Raw genomic sequence first — 22,043 nt, forward strand, 5'->3', positions numbered from 1 at the left:
TATGCTTGGATGTTTTGTCGTATTTTGTCTTACAGTACTTCAAAGAACTTCTCGCCGGACGTTTCCGGCAAATGAGGTTAAATCATCAACCTGTGGGTTTTACAATGCCATTCCTGCTGAACGGGTTGCAAAGGTAACTCCTTTTTTCAAACCTGCAAAATTTTGGAGAATAAAATTTGTAATATTTTTATCCGCGTTTTGCAGTATTTCAATTTTTCCGCCAGTGGACTTTTCCACTGAACAACCCTTTTTCCGATTGGGTTTGCAAAGGTGATGAGAAAAACTTTATTTTCAAAATCAATTCCCAAATAAAATTATATTTCTTTTTGGGCGATAATTCAAATATTTATTAAGCTATTCTCTTTATTTCAATTTGTAATTCCCTCGTTTGGGAATGCAAAGGTGCACAACCTTTATGGATTTGGCAACTGTTTAATCAGATTAAAATTGTGGGTTTTCCTAAACTAGCTGAAGATCAACTTTAAAAAGTTTTTTGGCAATTAAAAAGTTTCCAAACAAAAGTAAAAATCCGGCCGAGGCCGGATTTTTATTATTACTTCATTATAGTCTGAGTCCTGTCAGGACCTACTGAAACCATTTTAATGGATACATTCAATTCCTTTTCTAAGAAAGTGACGTAATCCTTTAGCTCTTGAGGCATTTCCTCGTATTTGTTTACCTCAGCCAAAGAACAATTCCAGCCTTTCAAGGTCTGATAAACGGGCTTAGCGTCAATCTCTGAAATTTCAAAAGACAATTTATCAATCGTAGAACCGTCAGGCAGCTCGTAGTGAGTGCAAACTTTGATATTTTCGAATATATTGAGGACATCTGCTTTCATCATAAACAATTGAGTCACCCCATTGATCATAATGCTATACTTGAGGGCAGGAAGGTCAATCCAGCCACATCGCCGTGGGCGACCGGTTGTGGAGCCAAACTCATTTCCTTCTTTTCTCATCCTTTCACCATCCTCATCAAAAAGCTCAGTAGGGAACGGCCCGCTCCCTACTCTGGTGCAGTAGGCTTTAAATATACCGAACACTTCCCCAATCACTGATGGCGCAACTCCAAGACCGGTACAGGCACCGGCAGTCATGGTGGTGCTGCTGGTTACAAAAGGATAGCTTCCAAAATCAATATCTAATAATGATCCTTGCGCTCCTTCAGCCAACACCCTTTGGCCATTTGCCAACTCCTCATTCACTTCATATTCGCTATCGATGAGATTTAGTTCTCGGAAAAACTCCACCGCATCGAAGAAAGCCTTTTCTAATTCTGGAAGATCTTTTACGTCATATTCATAGAATCCTAAAACGGACTTATGCTTCTCTACAAGCTCATTGTATTTCTTATCAAAATCGGGACTCATGATGTCCCCTACCCGCAAAGCAACTCTTCCTATTTTATCCTGATAGGTTGGACCTATGCCTTTTAATGTAGAGCCGATCTTATTTTCACCTCTGGATTTTTCATAAGCGGCATCCAAAAGTTTATGGGTAGGTATTATAATAGTTGCTTTCTTAGAAATAAACAGGTTTTGATTCACAGACATATTGAATTTGCCCAGTCCTTCAATCTCCCTTTTGAGCACTACCGGATCCAATACCACCCCGTTTCCTATGATATTCTTAAGGTTTTCTCTAAAAATGCCACTTGGAATTTGATGGAGAACATGTTTTATGCCGTCAAATTCTAACGTATGACCTGCATTTGGACCGCCTTGGAATCGGGCAACCACATTGTATTTTGGCGCAAGGTAGTCTACCACCTTCCCTTTTCCCTCATCACCCCACTGTAGACCTAAAAGAACGTCCATTTTCATATTTATATAATTATCTTGAAGTAGATTATTTTCTTTTGAGGCGTGAAGTTTGCGATTCATTGAAAATATTACAAGTAAAAACAGGTATTTATTATTTACTGAAGCCTCAATTAAGCACTCCCGCCAAAAACAAAGAAGCCATGCTTCAACCGAAACAAGGCTTCCATATAATAAAACATTAAATGTATTATGCGCTTATTTTTTCCTTGGCTTCCTCTACCGAGTCAAAAACATTGAAGATATTATTCAACTTTGTAATTATAAGCAATTTTTTCACATGCTCAGAAGGGGAAGTAAGGTAAACCTCTCCATCAGCATTCCTCATCTTGGTGAGCATAGTGATCAGCACTCCAATCCCACTTGAACTAATGTACCTGACATCTTTCAAGTCTATCACACACCTTTTGATCTTTTCATTTACTGCATCCGATACCACCTCAACCAACCTGGGACCAATTTCATCCCCGATAAGATCCCCTTGGATCTTCAAAATTAATAAACCATCCTCTTTGATGGCCTCATAGCTAACTTTCATATGCAGGTCTATTTTCGCAGTTTTCCTTGTTACAATTTCCGTATAATATTAATGAATGGTGAATGATGCTGAAATTCAAAACCTCCCCCACAGTATTCTGTATGTTTTGGATACGGGGGTCACAGAATTCCATCACCTGGTGGCATTCTGTGCATATCAAATGATCATGCTGTTTATAACCATAAGACTTTTCATACTGGGCCAAGTTTTTTCCAAACTGATGTTTGGTCACTAAATCACATTCCACCAAAAGGTCCAATGTATTATACACGGTAGCTCTACTGACCCGGTAGTTTTTATTTTTCATACTGATGTAGAGCGATTCCACATCAAAATGACCTCCCCTACCATAGATCTCCTCCAAAATTGCATACCGCTCTGGGGTCTTTCTAAGCTTTTTATTCTCTAGATAGGCTGTAAAGATTTTTTTTACTTCCTCAAAGAGGGTTTCGTTTAGGGCCATTCGTTATTTGGATTGTTATTTCTACAAATATACATGAGAAAATCAGAAATGATTCCATTCTAATCAAAGCGCGTCACCTTGATTACGCCATTTACCTTCATGAGGTTTTTTATTAGGTTGTCAAGATGCTGAGTACTGTGTACGTACAACTTAATAGAACCTTCAAATATGCCGCTATCGGAATCCACAGTAATGGATCTCATGTTAACTTTCAATTCATTTGAAATCACTTTTGTTACATCGTTAATCAGTCCTACCCTGTCCGTCCCCACGATTTTGAGTCCGGCAAGGAAAGCGATTTCCTGCTGGCTAGTCCACCTTGCCTTAATCACCCTGTTACCATGATTGGAAAGCAGTTCTAAAGCATTGGGACAAGATGTACGGTGAATTTTGATACCTTCATTGACAGTAACAAACCCAAACACATCATCCCCGGGGATAGGGTTGCAGCATTTGGCCAGGACATAATCCACCACATCCATATCTTCACCAATAAGCAATTGATCATGGCTCGGTCCTTTAAGGTTTTTTAGTTCCTTGACAAAGGACGGCTCATCTACGATCTTATGGGCCGTTTCGGATTTGCTCTTTTGCTTTTTGGTATCCTTAAATTCCTTGAAACTTTTGATGGAAGTAGGGTCAATAGTTCCTTTCCCTACCTTATAATAAAATTCATTTGCAGTTTTGGTTTCAAAAAAAGCTCGGAGTTGCTCTACTGCCACAGAAGAAAAATCCATTTTCATCTGTTTCAGTTTTCTCTGAACAATTTCCTTCCCATCCATAATGGTGGACTTCTTGTCTTCCCGAAGGGCATCCTTGATTTTAGCCTTAGCCCTGGAAGTAACTACCGATTTCAGCCAGTCCTCATTGGGCTTTTGTTTATTGGAAGTCAGGATTTCAACCTGATCACCATTTTTCAGAGGGTGACTAATACTGACGAGTTTTTGGTTGACTTTAGCACCGATACATTTAGCCCCTACCTCGGTATGAATGTCGAAAGCAAAATCCAAAGCTGTGGCCCCAAAAGGCAAAACTTTCAGATCCCCTTTTGGGGTAAACACAAATACTTCGTCATGGAAAAGATTGCTGCGGAAATCATCCATGAATTCGATAGCAGAACCATCATTGGTCTCCATCAGTGCCCTTACCTGGGTGATCCATTCGTCTAATCCCCGACTGGCCTTACTTGGCGAATCTTTATCCTTATACTTCCAATGTGCAGCATATCCCCTTTCAGCAATATCATCCATCCTTTGAGTTCTGATCTGCACTTCCACCCATTGCCCGGTATTGCTCATAACAGTGGTATGAAGAGATTCATAGCCGTTAGCCCGAGGTGTACTTATCCAGTCCCTCAAGCGATCAGGATTGGGTCTGTAAAAATCCGTGACAATAGAATACACCTGCCAGCAATCTGCTTTTTCATTCTCATAAGGCGTATCGATGATTATCCTTATGGCAAACAGATCATACACTTCTTCAAAAGGGATGTTCTGTTTTTTCATCTTATTATATATAGAGTAAATCGACTTTGGTCTTCCTTTAATGTTATAAATAAAATTTAAAACCGTCAATTCCTTTTCTATAGGTGCTATGAAGTTTTTGATAAAACGATTTCTAGAAAGTCTTGTCTCACTGATTTTTTGAGCAATAAATTCATAGGTTTCGGTATCCGTATATTTAAGATATAGGTCTTCAAGCTCAGACTTGATGGCATACAAACCTAATCGGTGGGCTAGTGGAGCATACAGATACATCGTTTCAGATGCAATTTTAAGCTGCTTGTGCCGGGGCATACTTTCCAAAGTCCGCATGTTATTCAACCGGTCTGCCAACTTAATTAATATCACTCTAACATCATCTGAAAGAGTCAGCAACATTTTCCGGAAGTTTTCGGCCTGTTGAGAACTACCGTACTCAAACACTCCCGAAATTTTGGTCAATCCATCAATGATCTGGGTAACTTTGGTCCCAAATTCCCGCTGGATATCTTCCAGCTCCCATTCTGTATCTTCAACTACATCATGCAACAGGGCCGCCACAATACTAGTGGTACCTAGTCCAATCTCTTCAACACAGACCAAGGCTACTTCTAAAGGGTGGTAAATATATGGCTCCCCTGATTTGCGCCGCATTTCCTTGTGGGCCTCACTGGATACGTTAAAAGCTTTCTTGATAATTTTGGCGTCCCCAGGCTTCAAAACCGGCTTGGCCATCCGTAATAACTTCCTATATCTTTTTAGAATTTCTTTCCTTTCTAACTCTAGGTCTACTTTAATCATATAATCGAAGTTATAACAAAACTTTTTTTATTGATAAGGGTGATTTGCATATTTTTCAGGACTCTAAACAAGACTCTCATTTTCAAACAAATAGTATAACAACACTATTTGAGGCCGGTATGTTGAGGGATTTTTTTTCAACTTTTTATCGGATTTTATCTCTGGAACTATTGCCAGAAACAATTTCTTTATTACCTTTGCACTCACATTAGAGACGCGGATGTGGCGAAATTGGTAGACGCACTAGACTTAGGATCTAGCGCCGCGAGGCATGGGGGTTCGAGTCCCTTCATCCGCACTTACAGACCCTCGATCACGGTCCTGACACAACTCAGGATCGAGGTTGAGGGTTTTTAGTTCATTCATAGAAACTTAATCAATACTACCTTGGAAATCAAATTAGATAAGCATTCTGCAAATGAAGCCTCCATTAAAATTACTTTAATTGAGGCAGATTATCAACCAAAAGTTGATGCAAAACTGAAGGACTATGCCAAGAAGGCCAATATTAAAGGCTTCCGTCCAGGTAAGGCACCCATTTCTATGGTGAAAAACCTTTATGGCACATCTGTGCTGGTGGATGAGATCAACGACATCCTTTCTTCATCGCTGAATGAGTATATCAAGGAGCAGTCTTTCCGAATCCTGGGCGAGCCACTTCCTGTGATAGAAAGCGCTGAAAATATTGATTGGAAGAATCAGCAGGAATTTGAATTCGAATACAAAATCGGATTCGTAGAAGACCTTGACATCAAAGTAGACGAATCCATGGAAGCTACTGCCTACTCAATTGAAGTAGATGATAAGGTAATGAACGAGGCGATTGAAAACCTTAAGAAGCAGTACGGCAAGATGACTAATCCTGAAGTCAGTGAAGAAAATGACTTTCTTTACGGGGATTTGAAATCTGCTGACGGTTCCTTCGAAAAAACTCTTTCCCTACCGCTTTCTAAAATGGATGGTAGATCAGTGAAGAAATTTATCGGAGTTGAAAAAGGCGCTGAAATCGAATTTGATCCTTCTAAAGCTATCAAGACTGACCTAGCTGAAGTTCTAGGTATGTCAGAAGAAGAGGCTGCCGAAATTTCCGGTACTTATACTTTTACTGTTCAGAACATCAATAGAACCGAAGAGGCTGAATTGGATCAGGAATTCTTCGACAAGGTATTTGGCCCTAATGAAGTTAGCACTGAAGAGGAGTTCAAAAACAAGGTAAAGGAAATCATGTCTGAAAACTATGACAGAGAAACCCAAACCTATACAGAAGAAAAAATCAAGGATAAATTGGTAGAAAATGCCAAAATAGAACTTCCAGAAGCATTCTTGAAAGAGTGGTTGGCTAAAGCCAATGACAAGGTTAGCCAAGAAGATATCGAAAAAGAATATCCCATGTACGCGAAGCAATTGACTTGGTCATTGATCTCCAACAAGATCGCCAATGACAATGAGATCAAAGCTGAACATGAGGATGTGATCGAGAAAACAAAGGAAATGATTCGTGAGCAATTGGCTTCATCTGGCCTAGGAGCACAGATGGAAGACAATATGGACATGTTCGTTGATAATTACCTTAAAGGCAACGAGGGACAGAATTACATGCAAATGATGACCTCGGTACAAAACGAAAAGGTTTTGGGCTTTGTCAGAGAGAAGATCAAGATGAAAGAAGAAAAAATTAGCCTTGACGAATTCAAGGAGCTTTTGGCAAACTAATTGTTAGAAATATCGTTAATAAAAAGTCCTTTTCTAAGGGCTTTTTTTATTTTTGTATAGACTAAAACTACAACGCATGATTAACAAAGACGAATTCAGAAAATACGCCATTCATAATCAAGGGGTGAGCGGTACAGCTTTTGACCAATATACCAGCCATATCGAGAACATGACAAGGTCGGTTATTGAGGAAAGACCTACGAATTTCCGCGAAATTGATGTTTTTTCGAGGTTGATCATGGACAGGATTATTTTCTTAGGCACACAGGTAGATGACCATATTGCCAATATCATCACTGCCCAATTATTATTCTTGGAATCAGTGGATGCCAAGAAGGATATCCTACTATACATCAATAGTCCAGGTGGATCTGTATATGCAGGTTTGGGCATTTACGATACCATGCAATATATAGCCCCGGAAGTGGGAACTATTTGCACCGGTTTAGCTGCTTCTATGGGAGCGGTATTGTTAGCCGGGGGTGCAGCAGGTAAGCGGTCAGCTTTGCCACATTCCCGAGTGATGATCCACCAGCCATTGGGAGGAGCCCAAGGGCAAGCTTCTGACATTGAGATCACAGCACGTCAGATTTTGATTCTCAAGCAGGAATTATACGAAATCTTGGCCCTTCATTCAGGCAAAGATATTGAAGAGATCGAAAAACACAGTGATAGAGATTATTGGATGAGAGCCCCAGAAGCCCAGGCTTACGGCCTTATCGATGAAGTACTAGTTAGAAAGAAATAAATATGGCTCAAGTTACATGCTCCTTTTGCGGAAGGAATAAAAAGGATGTGGACCTCATGGTCTCAGGGATTTCAGCTCATATCTGTAATCATTGTATCGACCAAGCAAACCAGATCCTTGGTGAAGAGGAAAAAACCAAAAAGCAAGACAAGAAATTCAAGTTTAAGCTTAAAAAGCCCAAGGAGCTTACCCAATACCTCAACAATTATGTGATCGGACAGCAGGATGCCAAAAAGGTACTATCCGTGGCCGTCTACAATCATTACAAAAGGTTGGATCAGAAAATTGACGAGGAAGAGGAAATTAAGATTGAGAAATCCAACATCATCATGGTAGGTGATACTGGTACAGGTAAAACCTATCTGGCCAAAACTCTCGCCAAGATCTTGGAAGTCCCATTCTGTATAGCTGATGCCACTGTACTTACTGAAGCAGGCTATGTAGGTGAGGATGTGGAAAGTATCTTGACAAGATTACTCCAAGCTGCCGATTACGATACAGAAGCCGCCGAAAGAGGGATTGTCTATATTGATGAAATTGATAAAATCTCAAGGAAATCTGACAACCCGTCCATTACACGTGATGTAAGTGGGGAAGGTGTACAACAGGCTTTACTAAAGCTTCTTGAAGGCACTGTGGTAAACGTGCCACCACAAGGCGGACGAAAACACCCAGACCAGAAAATGATTGCGGTAAATACCGAAAACATCTTATTCATTTGTGGTGGAGCCTTTGACGGAATCGCAAGACATATAGCAAACAGGTTGAATACCCAACCACTTGGTTTTTCTAAAAAAACGGAATTCAACCAACTTGATAGAGATAACTTGCTCCAGTATGTAACAGCGCCGGATTTGAAGTCATTTGGACTGATACCTGAGTTGATCGGTAGATTGCCGGTGCTTACTCACTTGGATCCTTTGGACAAAGCAACTCTGAAGAGCATCCTTACTGAGCCTAAAAACGCCCTTACCAAGCAATATAGAAAATTGCTGGAAATGGAAAATGTTAAAGTAACCTTTGAGGAAAGCGGAATTGACTATATCGTCGAAAAGGCTATGGAATACAACCTAGGAGCCCGAGGTCTGCGCTCCATTTGTGAAGCTATAATCACTGATGCCATGTATGAGTTGCCATCCGACAAGTCTGTCAAGGAATTGGTCATAGATGAAAAATATGCCCGTGAGCAGTTTGATAAATCTAAGTTTAAAAAGTTGCAGGTGGCTTAAGGATCAAAATATATCAATTTTACATTAAACTAAATAAGGCGGATCTGTATTCAGGTTCGCCTTATTTATTTATACTCAATAAGTTAGGTACAATTATTGATAATTTTAAGAAAACCAAATTATTCACCATAAAATTTAACCATATGAATAACCTAACAAATTTAATCCGTAAAATTAGTTTATCACTTCTATTGGCTTTTTTGGTCAGCTTCGCAGGAGTAGCCCAAGTAAATACCACTACCGATACACAAATCTCCGAAGTTGATGAAAATGAGCTTAGCTTTTTCAATGATATAAGCAATAAAGAGAATCATGATGTTCTTTCATTAATAAAAAAAGAAGAAAAACTTTCTATTTTTGCAGAATTACTTGAAAAATCGGGAATTGAACCGAATTTATCCAATGGAGAAGAATTTACGGTTTTCGCCCCTACTAATGACGCATTTGAAAGATTATCAGTGGAAGAATATAACTCTTTATTAGAAGACGAGAATTCCGGAAAACTATTAAGATTAGTGAGAGCCCATATCGTTCCTCAAAAAATTTACATGTCCAATTTTGACAATAATCAAGTATTGGGAACTGAGCACGGTGAAGAAATCAGTGTAGATATCGACGGAGCTGTTACTCCAGCAGGAAAACCAACAACAGTCTTAATTGGAGGAGCATCAATTTTAACTGGTGATATTGATGCTGAAAATGGAGTAATCCATATTATGGATGACGTAATTACTTTGGATGAATTGGCAGACCCAATCGATAGAAAATAGGAATACGAAAATGTTAATTAAAAAAAGAGATGTTGCATGTACAATGTAACATCTCTTTTTTTTAGGTATTAATGTGGGCAATCATATTTCAATAGGCAGAGTGAAATAAAAAAGACTGCCATTGCCAAATGCTGAATCTGCCCTTATAACTCCCCCATGGTTTTCTACGATTTTTTTACAAATCGCCAACCCAAGTCCTGTTCCTGGTATTGATTCGTAAGTATGTAATCGCTCCAAGAAATTAAATATTCTTCCTAGATTTTCAGGCTCCACTCCAATGCCATTGTCCTTTATCGAAATCACATAAAATTTATCCTTTTTGGTAAAAGTAACTTTAACTACAGGTACAGCCTCTGATCTATAATTGATCGCATTTTTGAAAATATGATATAACAGCAACTCAAGTTGATCAGGGTCTCCTAGCACCAAGGGTAACTCTGGAATAATAAAATGAGCTCTATTTACTGAAAATTCCTTATCAATGAAATCTAGGGCCTTATTGCAAACATCATTTAGAGGTACTTTTTCTGAGCAAATTTCCTTATCAAGGATTCGAGAATAATCTACCAAATCGAGAATCATTCTATCTAACCGAGTGGAGTTCGTTTTCATCATAGAAATAATCCGCTGACTTTCGTAACCTGGCTTGATTAAGTTATTAGTTTCCAAGAGTGAAATTAAATCTGCAATGGCATGAATAGGTGCCTGTAGGCCATGAGTTGAAGTGCTTGCAAATTTCTCCAAGTTTTGGGTCAACTCTATCAATCGTTTGGAATTCTCATCAGCCACTTTTTTTGCTTTAATAAGCTCTTTTTCAAACAGGTTCCGTTGAGCAATATTAATTACAGATATCCAAAAAACCTCTTTATTCTTGAGTGGACTTTCTATTTTTTTTAAATTTACTAGGGTCGGGATTTTTTTTGAATCTTTTCCTTTCAGCTCGATATTAATCTCGGAAACCTCACTCCGCATCTGCAATAGAGGTATCAAATGGCTTTCAAAAAACAATTTGCCCCCAATTGTCAGGAAGTCCTGAAAATACCTGCCAGAAAGCACTTCTTCCCTCTGATACCCCAACCATTTAAGCAATGTGTTGTTGACATTGAAAATACTTCCATCTGACCAAATGGACAAATAACCACATGGTGCATTTTGATACAATTCTTCAGTATCTTCTATATTTGATATAGGTTTCAATTGCTATGAATTAAATAGTCCTTCAAAACATTAATAACCTGACCTGGTGCAGTAAGATGGGGGCAGTGTCCTGAGGCTTCCAGCTTCTTATAAGTACTGTTAGGGAGGTTTTGATGTACATACTGACCTACCTTTACCGGAGCAATGGAATCAGGATCGGATTGTATAACCAAAGATGGCACAGAAACCTTGTTTAAATCTTCTCGATTATCTCCAAGAAAGGTCACTTTTGCAAAATGCTTGGCAATATCCGGATTCATGCGGCAGAAACTGCTGTTTAACTCCTCGGTGAACTCGGGTTGATCGGGATTGCCAACTATGACTGGTGTTATAAAGCTGGACCATCCCACATAATTGCTTTCCAAAGTCTCAACGAGTTCGTCAATATCTTCCTTAGAAAAGCCCCCATAATAATTATCCTTATTAATATAACAAGGAGAAGGACCGATCATTATCAGATGGTTGAATAGCTCCGGTCTTTTGCCCGCTGCCAAAACCCCGATCATGGAACTCACCGAATGCCCCACAAAAATGACATCTTTCAGTTCCATTTCTTCACATATTTGAATAATATCCTCCGCATGGGCCTCTAAGGAACTGTACCTATCGAAATCATACAAATCATCATTTGTTTGCCCCGATCCAATATAATCGAATAGAACTACATCATATTTATCTTCAAAAGCAGGGGCAACAAACCTCCACATATTCTGATCACATCCATAACCATGGGCAAACATGATGGTCTGACTTCCATTCCCGGCACGGGTGACATTGTGTTTAGTTTTAATATCTATATTCATCTGCAATCTATTAGAATCTTCTTAAACAGCATAAGTCAAATTAATATCGTTAAAATTACATTAAATTTAAACCAGCGCCAAAATATCTTAAATGAAATAGTTTAAATCTGAAGCGTAGAAGTTAGACTAAACCTTCCCTAATAAACAAATTATCTTATTTTATAAACAAATGACCCCTATCTTAAAATAAACAACTTACCAAGTCAATCAATCCCAAAGCAAAAAATATCCTTTGAAATTACTTAGGGACATATGCCCGGTCCCAAAATTTAGATTCATTCCTTTTGAACTAAATTTGTAATCCCATATATTCCCACCAACTTTTGGTAACAAACTTATATAATGAGATCAATTATGAGATTTATCCCTTATATTAAAGCTTTAAAGCGTGATAGAGCTTTGATTTTGGCAGTAACTATTACCACTGGATGTGTGGTCAAATCAGAAACAACTCCCAACACCGCTAATAAAAACCCTGCATTAGATAGCCAAATATTACAAAAGCTTGAGGAGCTTGAACAAAAGCAAGTATTCTTAAAAACATCTGAAGCTGGGAGTCAACCCTTGCACAGGACTATACATTGGGATAAGTATAGAAACGAGATTAACCCGAAAAATGAAAAAGTGCACATTTTTGGACTTTCCTATACAGATGTGTATTTTCCCATTAATATCGAAGCCCCTACTAAAGCAGACATTCCATTCATATATGAACGTATAAAAGAGCAAGTTGTCACTGAGCTACTAATTATCGAAACTCAAACGGGAAATTTGGATGTGTTTATATTAAAGATTGTTCCTGCCGTTGAATATAATAACCCCAATTTCAACAGAGATGATTTTGGATACTTAAAAGTTTCTAAAGACTTCACCGGAACTTATAACTGGTTTGATTGGGATGAAAACGCCTTACATGGCTTAAGGTTCACCGATGGAAAAGTCAGTCATAAAATTAGGTTTAATGTCTCCGCCAATAAACCTAGGGAACATGATTAAGTTTAGTTAAAGTCTTAAAGGTAATTGGTTTTGAAAACATGACATATACCCTTTATTTCGGAGACTAGGCCCAGTAGAGGGCTAAAGTTTTAGAATTAGTCGGGCAGTCACCTCCGAGGCATTACTCTCCCCTATTCGCTCCATTACGGACGTATACCCATCCAATATCTCCGCTTTTCTCGGAATCGATGCCAATATGGCATTCAGTTCTGAGCTCACCCGGTCAACATTCATATCTCCCTGAATCAGCTCCTTCACAACTTCCTTTTCCGCTATTAGATTAACCAAGGAAATGTATGGGACTTTAATGAGCCTTTTGGCTATGGCGTAGCTGATTCCGCTGGTTTTGTACACCACCACCTGGGGCACTCTAAAAAGAGCGGTTTCTAATGTTGCCGTACCCGAGGTGACGATGGCTGCCGTGGCATGGTGTAGCAAATCATAGGTTTGATCAAAAACGATTTTTACCCCTAGATTTAAAGCCTCTTGGTAGATTTGCTGATCCAAATTCCTTACGCCGGCGATGACAAATTGTGCATTGGGAAATTTGGGAATTACACCAACCATGGTGGAAAGCATGTTTTTCACTTCCTGCTTGCGGCTTCCAGGCAGTAAAGCTATGATGGGTTGATAATTGAGTTGGTTTTTTTGATGGAAAAAATCATGCGGTTTGAACTTCCTGATTTCGTCCAAAAGAGGATTGCCCACATAATGGACTTCCATGGCAAACTTGCGGAAGAACTCTTTTTCGAAGGGCAGAATAGTGTAGATTTGATCTGTGTATGCCTTTAGCTTCAGGGCCCGTTTTTGGTTCCACGCCCATACTTTGGGAGGAATGTAGTAATGAACAGGGATGTCGTTAGCCTTGGCAAACTTAGCTATCTTCATATTAAAACCACCAAAATCCACCAAAATAAGCGCGTCCGGTTTATAGTCAAGCAGGTCTTTTTTGATCAGCGCAAGGTACTTCAGCACCTTTCGAAAACCCAAAACCACCTCCACAAACCCCATCAGCGCCATTTCTTTATAATGAACCGAAATCTCCACGCCTTCCCCCGCAGCATAATCCCCCCCCATTCCTCTGAACTCCGAGTTGGGGTCGAGTTTTTTAATTTCATGGATTAAATTGGCGGCGTGCAAGTCTCCCGAACGTTCACCAGCAATTATGTAAAACTTCAAGGTAAATTAAATTTAAACCCAAGAAAATAATAATGAAACCGCAAAGAAAAGAAGAATCGCAAAGAGGTATCCTACAATATTATGGAAGATATCAAATCCCATTTGCAACTCTCTTTATGCCCTGTTTAAGTTTTATAACATTGAAATTCATAAGAAGTGCAAGTTTTAATTTGCTTAGTTTTAAGTAAGTTAATACTTGAGCTAAATGAATTTCGTCTATAGCTTTAATACTTTTAAGCTCCAAGATAAGCTTGTCCTCCACCAACAAATCTATTCTATAACCACAATCGATTTTAACCTCCTCAAAAATCACCGGTAATACTTTTTCTTTTTCGACCTTAAGTCCAGCTTTTTGAATCTTATAAAATAGGCATTCCTGATATGTGCTTTCTAGCAAACCTGGACCTAATGCTATATGTACTTCTATAGCTAATCCAATAATGACTTTAGAAAGTTGATTTTCGTCCATAGCATCTACATTAAAAAGTGAATGATTAAATTATGGAAAAATTACTCTTTAATTCTTACATTAAAAAACCTCTTTGAAACAAAACTCCTTTGCGTACCTTCTTTTTCTTTGCGGTTATTTTATTTTTTATTCGCCATAATATTCCACAAAATTCCTCGGTGTTTCATACAGCGTAAGCTTATACAACCCACCGTGTGGGGTGATTTGTTTGACTTTGGGTTCTAGGATTTTCCAGAATTCCATGATGAGGTTTTCACAGCTGGCCATTTTACCTGTCATGAAGTCCACATCTATGTTGAGGTTTTTGTGGTCCACCTTATCGATGACATGTTCTCGGATGACGTTGCTGAGTTGTTTGAGGTCCACTACGAAACCGGTGTCAGCATCAGGCTTGCCCTTTACCGTCACAATTAACTCAAAGTTATGCCCATGCCAGTTGATGTTGGCGCAAGGGCCAAAGACTTCCTTGTTCTTTTCCTCGCTCCAATTGGGGTTCCACAGCTTGTGAGCTGCATTAAAATGCTCCTTCCTACAAACGTAAATCATACTCCTTCTTATTGAAGGTGCAAATTTAGTAAAAAGAATAAGATTATCCCCATGGATACAACACCATTACACAACTATTCAAAAAACCATCTACCATCACTTCCTAGCTTGATTTTATTGCTCTCTCTTAACTTGTTTCTTTGCCAAAAAACTTGCATTTCTTTGAAGGAAGTTGATCCAATGAAATTAGCCCAAAAAGCAACAGTCAATCCTTATTTTACAAATTATTCTGAAATAAATTTTGAAACTAAACAATTATCCACTACATTACTTTCTCTTTAACTAAATCTTATAAATATGAAAACAAATTTACCCCCCCCCTAAAAAATTATTATTAGCTAATTTAATCTTTTCCCAGTCCTGTTTTCTTTGCTTGATTACCTGTTTATTATTTTCATCCTGTTCTGATCCTTTTTTAGATCAAAATAGCGATAAAGAGTTAACAATTGAAATACCGAGTGATCTAAAAAAACCATTTGAATGGTATTCTACTAATAAAGCAGAACTTCCAAATTACATTTCTCCAAATAAGGCATTGAGATTATCCCATAGTGTTGGGGAACTGGGAATTCCATTTGTAGAACGCTATATTGACTGGGCAAAACACCACACATGGTTTTTCCCGGATGGAAGAAAAGTTCATGAATTAAGCTTAAAAAATAACGAATTGGTTCTTCCAAGGTGGGTTAAACACAATTTAGGAGAAAAAGATATAAAAGAGAAAATTCTTCAAAATGCTCTTTTTATCGAAAAAGAGGAAGGTTATGATATTTACCTTGTCAGGTATTATCCAAAAAACAACGAAAACTTAAAAAAATTCAATGAAATATCTTATTCTGAAATCCCCTCTGATTGGTCTGGAACTATAGACATCTATGGGTTTTCGGATTATCATATCCAGAGCTTTTTGGTAGAGGAGGGAAAACTGACAAAAAAAGGAGTTTACAATAGAAAAGAAAATAATAAAGAAAATATTAATACTAACTCTCAAACCACTTGCACTACATATTGGTTAGATTTCGACTATTATCCAATAGAGGGAGGGGTGGGCTCTAGCCAATCCATAATGGTAGAAATTTGCTATTCCAATCTTCCGGATGGCGGATCTTCAGGCCCACCGGAGTCTGGGGGAGGAGGTACAGGTGGGAATTATCCGGGCGGTCCTGGAAATGATAAAGATGGAATGATTTGTGACGCAAATACTGGACAGTGTATCCCATTACCTGGAACAGAACCATATACTTCCTTTGGCTTTCCTGCAAACCCATCCGATGGAGACACATTTACTGTCACTTACCCAGATGGTAATCAAATTACCTTTACTTACAATCAATCGTTAGATGGGTGGTTGATGCCTGAATTTCAAGGTCTGATTGATTTGGGATACACAATAGATAATGCCCATACTTTTCCTTCCTTCAATGGGCAATTACTTACACTTATAGCTTGGAATGCAGCTTTGGAACCTACCTTCATTGGAGAAATAATATTTGGAAGCGCAGTGATTATAATGTCTACGATCTATGTCTACGATCTAGCAAAATTTTATTTTGCAACTCAGGACAAACTTTCTAACCTCGAGCACTGCATGAAACTGTATGAGAATTGTATAGAAAACAAACCGCATTTACCCTGTGGAAAATGTTTAGGATATTGTGATGCAAATGGATACTGGGATTCTGATTGTCCCGATGTAATGGTAAAATAATGAATTTAAATGATGAATAAATTGCAAAAAGAATTAATTAACTTATTTAGAAATATTATTTCATTAAGCGACCAAGATGCCTTAGAAAAAATAAATGAATTTAAAAAATTAAATTCATCATGGAATGATGATTCAGAAACTGAGGAACTTTTACTTCATAAAGAAGGTCTATACCTTTATCGATTGAACAGACTTGAAGAATCTATCAAGATTTATAAAGGTTTAATACAAAAGGAAAATAATAAAAAAAATACAAATTTCGACATATTGGGAACCCATTACATAAGTATTCTAAAATCACTTTTTGCTATGGGAAAATTAAATTTAGTAAACAAATTATCGAACAACATATTAAAAAATTATAACTTTAGCTGGGGAACTAATCTAAGTATACTCACTTATTTAATTAAATCCAATAGTGGCACTAACCTTCACAAATATATTAATAAAATAAATGAAATTGAAAGAAATATGGGAACTCCTATAAATCTTCATGAAAACAGTAATAACAAAGTTTTATTTTTGGAAAAAGAATTTAGAAGGGCTAATCAAGAGTTTTCAAATATTATATTTGAGAAAAATCAGAATTTATTGAAAAAAAAATTGGAAAATTATATAAAACATGAAAAAGTAGGTTTTTTTAGGAATCAGGCACAAAATTATCTTAATAGCTTAAATCGGAATTCCATTTAAAAATAGGAATATAAGTAAGGGTGGCTCTAGCAATCAATTGATTAAAATTTGATATACCAATTTACCTTCAGAAAGTCGTAGGTGCTGGACCGGACTGATGTAGAGGGATTGACATGTCCTACAAATACAGGACAATGCATTTCTTTAAAGGGAGCAGAACCAACTGCCAACCATCAAATAAAGATAGATTTACAAAAAACTTACCCAAATGGCAATCAAATTACCTTTACTTACAATCAATCGTTAGATGGGTGGTTGATGCCTGAATTTCAAGGCCTGATTGATTTGGGATATACTATTTCTAACGCTCATACATTTCCTTCCTTCAATGGGCAGGTACTTACTCTTGTCGGTGGAGTCGCCGCGTTAGAACCTACTTTTATTGGAGAAATAATATTTGGCGGTGTGGTTGTAGTAGTAACTACTATTTATGTTTATGATTTAGTACATTATTATTTTGCAACTGTTAACGACAGTACAAGAGATATATGATATATGCCAAAGATTATATCTCCAATGTAAGCAAAAAAATTAAGGGTACGGTAACTGTTACGACTGTCTTCAAGAATGCCAAAAGGATGATGGGGATTGGCCTTTTTACAAATGTAGTATGCCAAATTAAAAAATATGAAAGTATTAGAAGTAGAATTCAACAATAAAAAATACCTCGTTGGTGAAGAGAATGGTATATCTTCACTTATCATTTCACTGAAAAATTTCGAGAATGAGTGTGAGATCTCTGCAAGTCTTGGAAGTTTAAGCAATAACAACATAAAGCATGAATTTATAAATAGACTGATAGACTTAGACGATTGCTTTTCAATTAAAATAACTAATGTTTTTGACAAATCGATGCTAAGTAAGCCAGAAAAAATCAAAGACTACAATATAGATCAAGATGATTTTATTACACAAGCAAAACTTAAAAGTTATTTAAGTTTAAAAAAAGAACTGGAAGAAAAAAGATTAATTTAATTAAAAAATAGGGATCCTATAGGATCCCTATTTCATTAATATACTCCTAACCCATCTTACTGATTTAAAAAAATGAATCTGAACTATATCCAAGAGATTAGAAAATTAGGTACTAAAAGCACAGAATACCCTTACTCCATCCCTTCTATTTCAAAATTAAAGCAGCTAAAATTCGACAAACCAATAACCTTTTTCGTGGGAGAGAACGGCAGTGGTAAATCAACTCTTCTGGAAGCAATAGCAATAAATTCAGGGCTTAACCCAGAAGGAGGAAGCCGAAATTTTAATTTCAATACTTCTGATACCCATAGCAGTCTTCATGAAAATATAAAGTTAATTAAATCCCATATTAGACCAAAAGACAGTTATTTTCTCCGCGCTGAATCTTTTTATAATGTAGCGACTGAAATAGATGAAATTAAAGACGATATACATAAATATTATGGAAACAAGAGTCTTCATACGATTTCTCATGGAGAATCATTCATGACAATTTTAGAGAAAAGACTATTTGGAAACGGCTTATATTTATTTGATGAAATCGAATCAGCATTAAGTGTTAATCGGCAAATTGAGGCATTAGCGTTCATTCATAGCTTAATTGTAAGAAATTCTCAATTCATCATTGCCACCCATTCTCCAATTTTATTATCATATCCAGGAGCAGACATATTTGAATTTACAGATCAAGGAATCCAAGCAATAAGATATGAGGATACGGAAGCCTATAGGGTCACAAAAAATTATCTGACGAATTATAAACACATGCAAAAAGCTCTTTTTGGTTCGTAACACCTCAAATTCCCCCTATGCTTATCTAAATAAAACAAGCCTGTTTATCCTACAGTATTTAGTAAGTCTTACCTATAATAGGGAGATCCGGTATCCTCAAAAATTTTCCGGAAACTGTTCCCCGTCAAGGCGCTGAAACCTGCAATTAAGAAGCCTAGAAACCCGGTGGCCAATACCAATATGATAGGGTTTTCCAAACCCATGATCTGACCAATCTTAGCCGGTAATTGTGACTCTGTCTGTAAGGTAACCCACATCGGCACTACTATCCAAACCAACCCTACACCCAATCCGCTAGCCGCAAAAGCCACAATTCGATTTCCGCCAATCAAAGCTGCCAATAAGGCCACGGCAATCATCAATCCATAAAAAGGAACAAATGGCCCTAAAATCAAAGCTAGTATAGCCGAAAATATTAAAAGCAGTATAAATTTCATCAGTCTTGCGTCAAAGTTACGGTGTACAATAGATCTTCATCCTGGCCGAGAGACCTCAGGGAAACATTCAGGTATTCACCTCTTGCCCATTTGTCGACCATATTGGTATAGTATCTACTTCCTGGATTCCCTGACTGTCCGCCGGGATAAATTCCGAAAGCATTGGGTTGTTCACCCATCTCCACGACCATCCTCCAAGATGCTCCATGCCGCTCACTGGTGGCATTTAAAATACCTCTACCTCCTCCTGTGCTAATATTTTCTACACTGAAAGACCTGAAGTTAGGTACCAAATGCTGAATGGTGGTGTGCTTATAATTCCCCCAAGTGGGCTCTTCCTCTTCCGATTTCCATTCCTCATATTCAGTCAGCATCGCCTCAAAACTTTCTCTCACCATATCCCGGGCAGTCTCTCGATTTGCTGAATTGGGAAGGTTAAATACTTCATGATCCGGGGAATCGGTTAACAATTTGGTAGTCTGGTATTTATTTGGAATGACAATCGGCACCTGAGGTTTTCTCCATTTACCCCAAACTTTATCTTCAAGATTCTTCCACCACATTTCAAAAATCGGCGGGGCTGTTAATTCCGGATGGGTATGAAAACTCCAGCTTTGTAAATCCTGTACCAATCTGCGCACATTGCCATCCTCCAAGATCAATGTATCTTCAAGCAGATAATCCAACATGACGGGCAAAGCCTCGGAGGCATGGAGGTAAAAGTTATCAAACTGCAGATCCATCATATCCTCTACCGTAATTTTAGACATTTCAGCCAAGCGCCGGTTGAGTCTGCGGTTTCTATAATGTTCGAAACTATTGTCAAATACGAAATAGGGATAAGAAGGATCGACTGAATGTTGATTAGCTGAGCTTACAAAACCTCGTGATGGGTTACGCGTAGCCGGATTCTGCTCCGTTGGAATGAAGTCATGCCATTCATAAATAGGATCACTTCCATCCATTAGGAATTTTCCTTGTTGGTCCCACTTAAGCGGGAAACTACCCTGTACTTTCATAGCAATATCACCTGTTTTGCTAGCAAAAACAAAGTTTTGGGCTGGTGCAACATATGTCTCCAAAGCGGCCAGATAATCATCGTGGTTTTTGGCTTTGTTGAGGTTTAAGAATGTGCTTTGTTCGTTGGAACCCAGGTGTGCGGTCCACTTCAAGGCAAAGTTTTTCAATTGACTCTCTCCTCTGAAACTTGGATCATAAACAACCGGGCCATAATGAGTGTATACCACAGAGTCGACAAAGGATGTTTCTCCCTTGATTTTGATTTCTTCCAATCTCAAACTACTGTTGATCCATTGATCATTGTAAAGATATTCCGTACGGTCTTCGTTTCTAAAATTGATGCTATACCAATCTCTCACGTCCCTAGTCGCATTAGTAACTCCCCAGGCTATATTTTCATTAAAACCAGATATTACGCCAAGAGCACCAGGCAAGGATGCCCCTTTCACGGTAAATTCAGGGGTACTCAACTGTATGATGTACCATAAGGATGGCAAATTGAGGTTTAAATGCGGGTCATTGGCCAAAATGGGATGGCCATTTTGGGTTTTTGAACCTGCCACTGCCCAGTTATTGGAGCCTACCCCCTCTTCTGGAGAAGGCATGGGATCTACCAAAAGCTCGTCATCTGGATAAACAATCCCGTCAGGCTTATTGACTGGCAGGGGCGTAAAATCCCAACGTTTACTTGGTTCAATAACAGGATCATTTTCCTCAGGAAAGTCAGGAAAAAGCTCTTCCAATAGATCCTCCCCGATTAATTTCCTCAAGTTTGTATATTCTAAGTCCTTATCCCCAACCAGCATGTCAGCCATGTACTTTAGAAACAAGGCTGTTTTATAAACTGTCCAGGGTTCAGGGCGATAGTTAAGAATTTTATACTCCACTGGCAAGTTGCGGTAGGAAAGACTGCGGATATACTGATTGACTCCATCAGCATAAGCTTCCATCAATTTGTAAGTATCAGGGTCAGACTCTTTGATATATTGCAAACCGGCTTCTGCTCCAAAGCCGAGGCCTTTTCTTCTTTGCATTCTATCAAATTCCAAAGCGGCTCCACCCACAATTTCCGAAACTCTACCTGCTGCAGCCATAGTTTGAAACTCCATTTGCCACAAACGATGCTGAGCGGTAACAAATCCTTGAGCCCTAAACAGATCTTCCTCATTTTGGGCAAAAATGTGGGGGATTAAATTGGTGTCATATTCGATTTCGACCTGGGCTGAAAGTCCAGAAAGCTTAAACTCGTTAGTGTTGCTGTAGTCCTCGGTGTAAGTGTTTTGCCATACTCCATGATAAGGATCCAAAAAACGACCTAATGGTGGTGTCTGCCCAATGCTAATAGCAAGTGCTACAGCCAAAACTAAAGTGATGATCAGTGATACCAAAAAAACAATATATTTCATCAAGTAATGTTTACGATGTTTGGATGCCGGATGTCAGATGTCAGATGTTATGGCTTGAATTGGCCCGATGCTTAACCCTAACAATTTTTATCCCAAAGTAGACCTTTCTTTGTCAATCCACTTTGTGCTACTTCTTTATTACTTTGTGACCTTAGTGACCATTTTTTGTTCCAAAGTTGTATGCAGGAACCAATTTAAGGTATTAAATGGTATTTTCAATAAGGTGGTTACAAAAATGAAAAAAGAGGCCGAAGCCT

Annotated in this window: 22 protein-coding genes and 1 tRNA gene; 11 read left to right on the forward strand and 12 right to left on the reverse strand. The window is 38.2% G+C overall.

Annotated features, from left to right (window positions below; genetic code table 11):
- Positions 1-99: 99 nt before the first annotated feature.
- From FPL27_RS19850 to FPL27_RS14735, 5 genes are all read right to left on the reverse strand, one after another.
- Positions 100-237 (reverse strand): hypothetical protein, encoded by a 138-nt coding sequence (locus tag FPL27_RS19850; RefSeq protein WP_185974385.1) that lies wholly within the window; start codon positions 235-237, stop codon positions 100-102.
- A gap of 316 nt (positions 238-553) precedes the next feature.
- Positions 554-1,825 (reverse strand): adenylosuccinate synthase, encoded by a 1,272-nt coding sequence (locus FPL27_RS14720; RefSeq protein ID WP_143962184.1) that lies wholly within the window; start codon positions 1,823-1,825, stop codon positions 554-556.
- A 187-nt stretch (positions 1,826-2,012) separates the two neighbouring features.
- Positions 2,013-2,360, reverse strand: coding sequence for an STAS domain-containing protein (locus FPL27_RS14725; protein ID WP_143961811.1), 348 nt, complete (start codon positions 2,358-2,360; stop codon positions 2,013-2,015).
- Positions 2,350-2,823: a Fur family transcriptional regulator gene (locus tag FPL27_RS14730; protein WP_143961812.1), complete on the reverse strand. Its 474-nt coding sequence runs from the start codon at positions 2,821-2,823 to the stop codon at positions 2,350-2,352. Before FPL27_RS14730 ends, FPL27_RS14725 begins: the two co-directional genes overlap by 11 nt.
- A 59-nt stretch (positions 2,824-2,882) precedes the next feature.
- The gene (locus FPL27_RS14735) at positions 2,883-5,105 is read right to left on the reverse strand and encodes a RelA/SpoT family protein (RefSeq protein ID WP_143961813.1); all 2,223 of its coding nucleotides are present in this window, start codon (positions 5,103-5,105) and stop codon (positions 2,883-2,885) included.
- A gap of 216 nt (positions 5,106-5,321) precedes the next feature.
- Here FPL27_RS14735 and FPL27_RS14740 point away from each other — a divergent pair.
- From FPL27_RS14740 to FPL27_RS14760, 5 genes are all read left to right on the forward strand, one after another.
- Positions 5,322-5,403, forward strand: a tRNA-Leu gene (locus FPL27_RS14740).
- 89 nt (positions 5,404-5,492) lie between these two features.
- On the forward strand, positions 5,493-6,818 hold the full coding sequence (gene tig, locus FPL27_RS14745; RefSeq protein ID WP_143961814.1) for a trigger factor: 1,326 nt from the start codon (positions 5,493-5,495) through the stop codon (positions 6,816-6,818).
- A 76-nt stretch (positions 6,819-6,894) separates the two neighbouring features.
- On the forward strand, positions 6,895-7,566 hold the full coding sequence (locus FPL27_RS14750) for an ATP-dependent Clp protease proteolytic subunit (protein WP_143961815.1): 672 nt from the start codon (positions 6,895-6,897) through the stop codon (positions 7,564-7,566).
- Positions 7,567-7,568: 2 nt separating this feature from the next.
- The gene (clpX, locus tag FPL27_RS14755) at positions 7,569-8,795 is read left to right on the forward strand and encodes an ATP-dependent Clp protease ATP-binding subunit ClpX (protein WP_143961816.1); all 1,227 of its coding nucleotides are present in this window, start codon (positions 7,569-7,571) and stop codon (positions 8,793-8,795) included.
- A gap of 143 nt (positions 8,796-8,938) precedes the next feature.
- Entirely contained in the window at positions 8,939-9,565 is a 627-nt protein-coding gene (locus FPL27_RS14760; protein ID WP_143961817.1) for a fasciclin domain-containing protein, read from the forward strand.
- 81 nt (positions 9,566-9,646) lie between these two features.
- Here FPL27_RS14760 and FPL27_RS14765 read toward each other — a convergent pair whose 3' ends face one another.
- Both FPL27_RS14765 and FPL27_RS14770 read right to left on the reverse strand, forming a co-directional pair.
- The gene (locus tag FPL27_RS14765) at positions 9,647-10,762 is read right to left on the reverse strand and encodes a sensor histidine kinase (protein WP_143961818.1); all 1,116 of its coding nucleotides are present in this window, start codon (positions 10,760-10,762) and stop codon (positions 9,647-9,649) included.
- Positions 10,759-11,565, reverse strand: coding sequence for an alpha/beta fold hydrolase (locus FPL27_RS14770; RefSeq protein ID WP_143961819.1), 807 nt, complete (start codon positions 11,563-11,565; stop codon positions 10,759-10,761). Before FPL27_RS14770 ends, FPL27_RS14765 begins: the two co-directional genes overlap by 4 nt.
- A 342-nt stretch (positions 11,566-11,907) precedes the next feature.
- On the opposite strand from FPL27_RS14770, the gene FPL27_RS14775 reads away from it, so the two are divergent.
- Complete coding sequence (locus FPL27_RS14775) at positions 11,908-12,561, forward strand: hypothetical protein (protein WP_185974386.1); 654 nt, start codon at positions 11,908-11,910, stop codon at positions 12,559-12,561.
- 81 nt (positions 12,562-12,642) lie between these two features.
- Here the strand turns inward: FPL27_RS14775 and lpxB are convergent, their stop codons facing one another.
- The 3 genes from lpxB to FPL27_RS14790 all read right to left on the reverse strand — a co-directional run bounded on the left by lpxB (position 12,643) and on the right by FPL27_RS14790 (position 14,755).
- On the reverse strand, positions 12,643-13,740 hold the full coding sequence (lpxB, locus tag FPL27_RS14780; RefSeq protein WP_143961821.1) for a lipid-A-disaccharide synthase: 1,098 nt from the start codon (positions 13,738-13,740) through the stop codon (positions 12,643-12,645).
- 91 nt (positions 13,741-13,831) lie between these two features.
- Positions 13,832-14,209, reverse strand: coding sequence for a GxxExxY protein (locus tag FPL27_RS14785; RefSeq protein WP_143961822.1), 378 nt, complete (start codon positions 14,207-14,209; stop codon positions 13,832-13,834).
- Positions 14,210-14,335: 126 nt separating this feature from the next.
- Positions 14,336-14,755 carry a 6-pyruvoyl trahydropterin synthase family protein gene (locus FPL27_RS14790; RefSeq protein WP_143961823.1) on the reverse strand — a complete coding sequence of 140 codons (420 nt, stop codon included), beginning with the start codon at positions 14,753-14,755 and terminating at the stop codon, positions 14,336-14,338.
- 373 nt (positions 14,756-15,128) lie between these two features.
- Here FPL27_RS14790 and FPL27_RS14795 point away from each other — a divergent pair, with 373 nt between their 5' ends.
- From FPL27_RS14795 to FPL27_RS14815, 5 genes are all read left to right on the forward strand, one after another.
- Positions 15,129-16,463, forward strand: a complete 1,335-nt coding sequence (locus tag FPL27_RS14795; protein WP_143961824.1) for a hypothetical protein — start codon at positions 15,129-15,131, stop codon at positions 16,461-16,463.
- Between the two features lie 9 nt (positions 16,464-16,472).
- The gene (locus tag FPL27_RS14800; protein WP_143961825.1) at positions 16,473-17,156 is read left to right on the forward strand and encodes a hypothetical protein; all 684 of its coding nucleotides are present in this window, start codon (positions 16,473-16,475) and stop codon (positions 17,154-17,156) included.
- 81 nt (positions 17,157-17,237) lie between these two features.
- Positions 17,238-17,648, forward strand: coding sequence for a hypothetical protein (locus FPL27_RS14805; protein ID WP_143961826.1), 411 nt, complete (start codon positions 17,238-17,240; stop codon positions 17,646-17,648).
- Positions 17,649-17,783: 135 nt separating this feature from the next.
- A complete protein-coding gene (locus FPL27_RS14810) occupies positions 17,784-18,131 on the forward strand; it encodes a hypothetical protein (protein ID WP_143961827.1) in 348 nt (115 codons plus the stop codon).
- A gap of 72 nt (positions 18,132-18,203) precedes the next feature.
- A complete protein-coding gene (locus FPL27_RS14815) occupies positions 18,204-18,923 on the forward strand; it encodes an AAA family ATPase (RefSeq protein WP_143961828.1) in 720 nt (239 codons plus the stop codon).
- 68 nt (positions 18,924-18,991) lie between these two features.
- Here FPL27_RS14815 and FPL27_RS14820 read toward each other — a convergent pair whose 3' ends face one another.
- Both FPL27_RS14820 and FPL27_RS14825 read right to left on the reverse strand, forming a co-directional pair.
- On the reverse strand, positions 18,992-19,360 hold the full coding sequence (locus FPL27_RS14820; protein WP_143961829.1) for a hypothetical protein: 369 nt from the start codon (positions 19,358-19,360) through the stop codon (positions 18,992-18,994).
- The gene (locus FPL27_RS14825) at positions 19,360-21,786 is read right to left on the reverse strand and encodes a penicillin acylase family protein (protein ID WP_143961830.1); all 2,427 of its coding nucleotides are present in this window, start codon (positions 21,784-21,786) and stop codon (positions 19,360-19,362) included. The genes FPL27_RS14820 and FPL27_RS14825 overlap by 1 nt, the downstream gene beginning before the upstream one ends.
- Between the last annotated feature and the right edge of the window lie 257 nt (positions 21,787-22,043).

It is taken from the genome of Litoribacter populi (assembly GCF_007483685.1).
Lineage (GTDB): Bacteria > Bacteroidota > Bacteroidia > Cytophagales > Cyclobacteriaceae > Litoribacter > Litoribacter populi.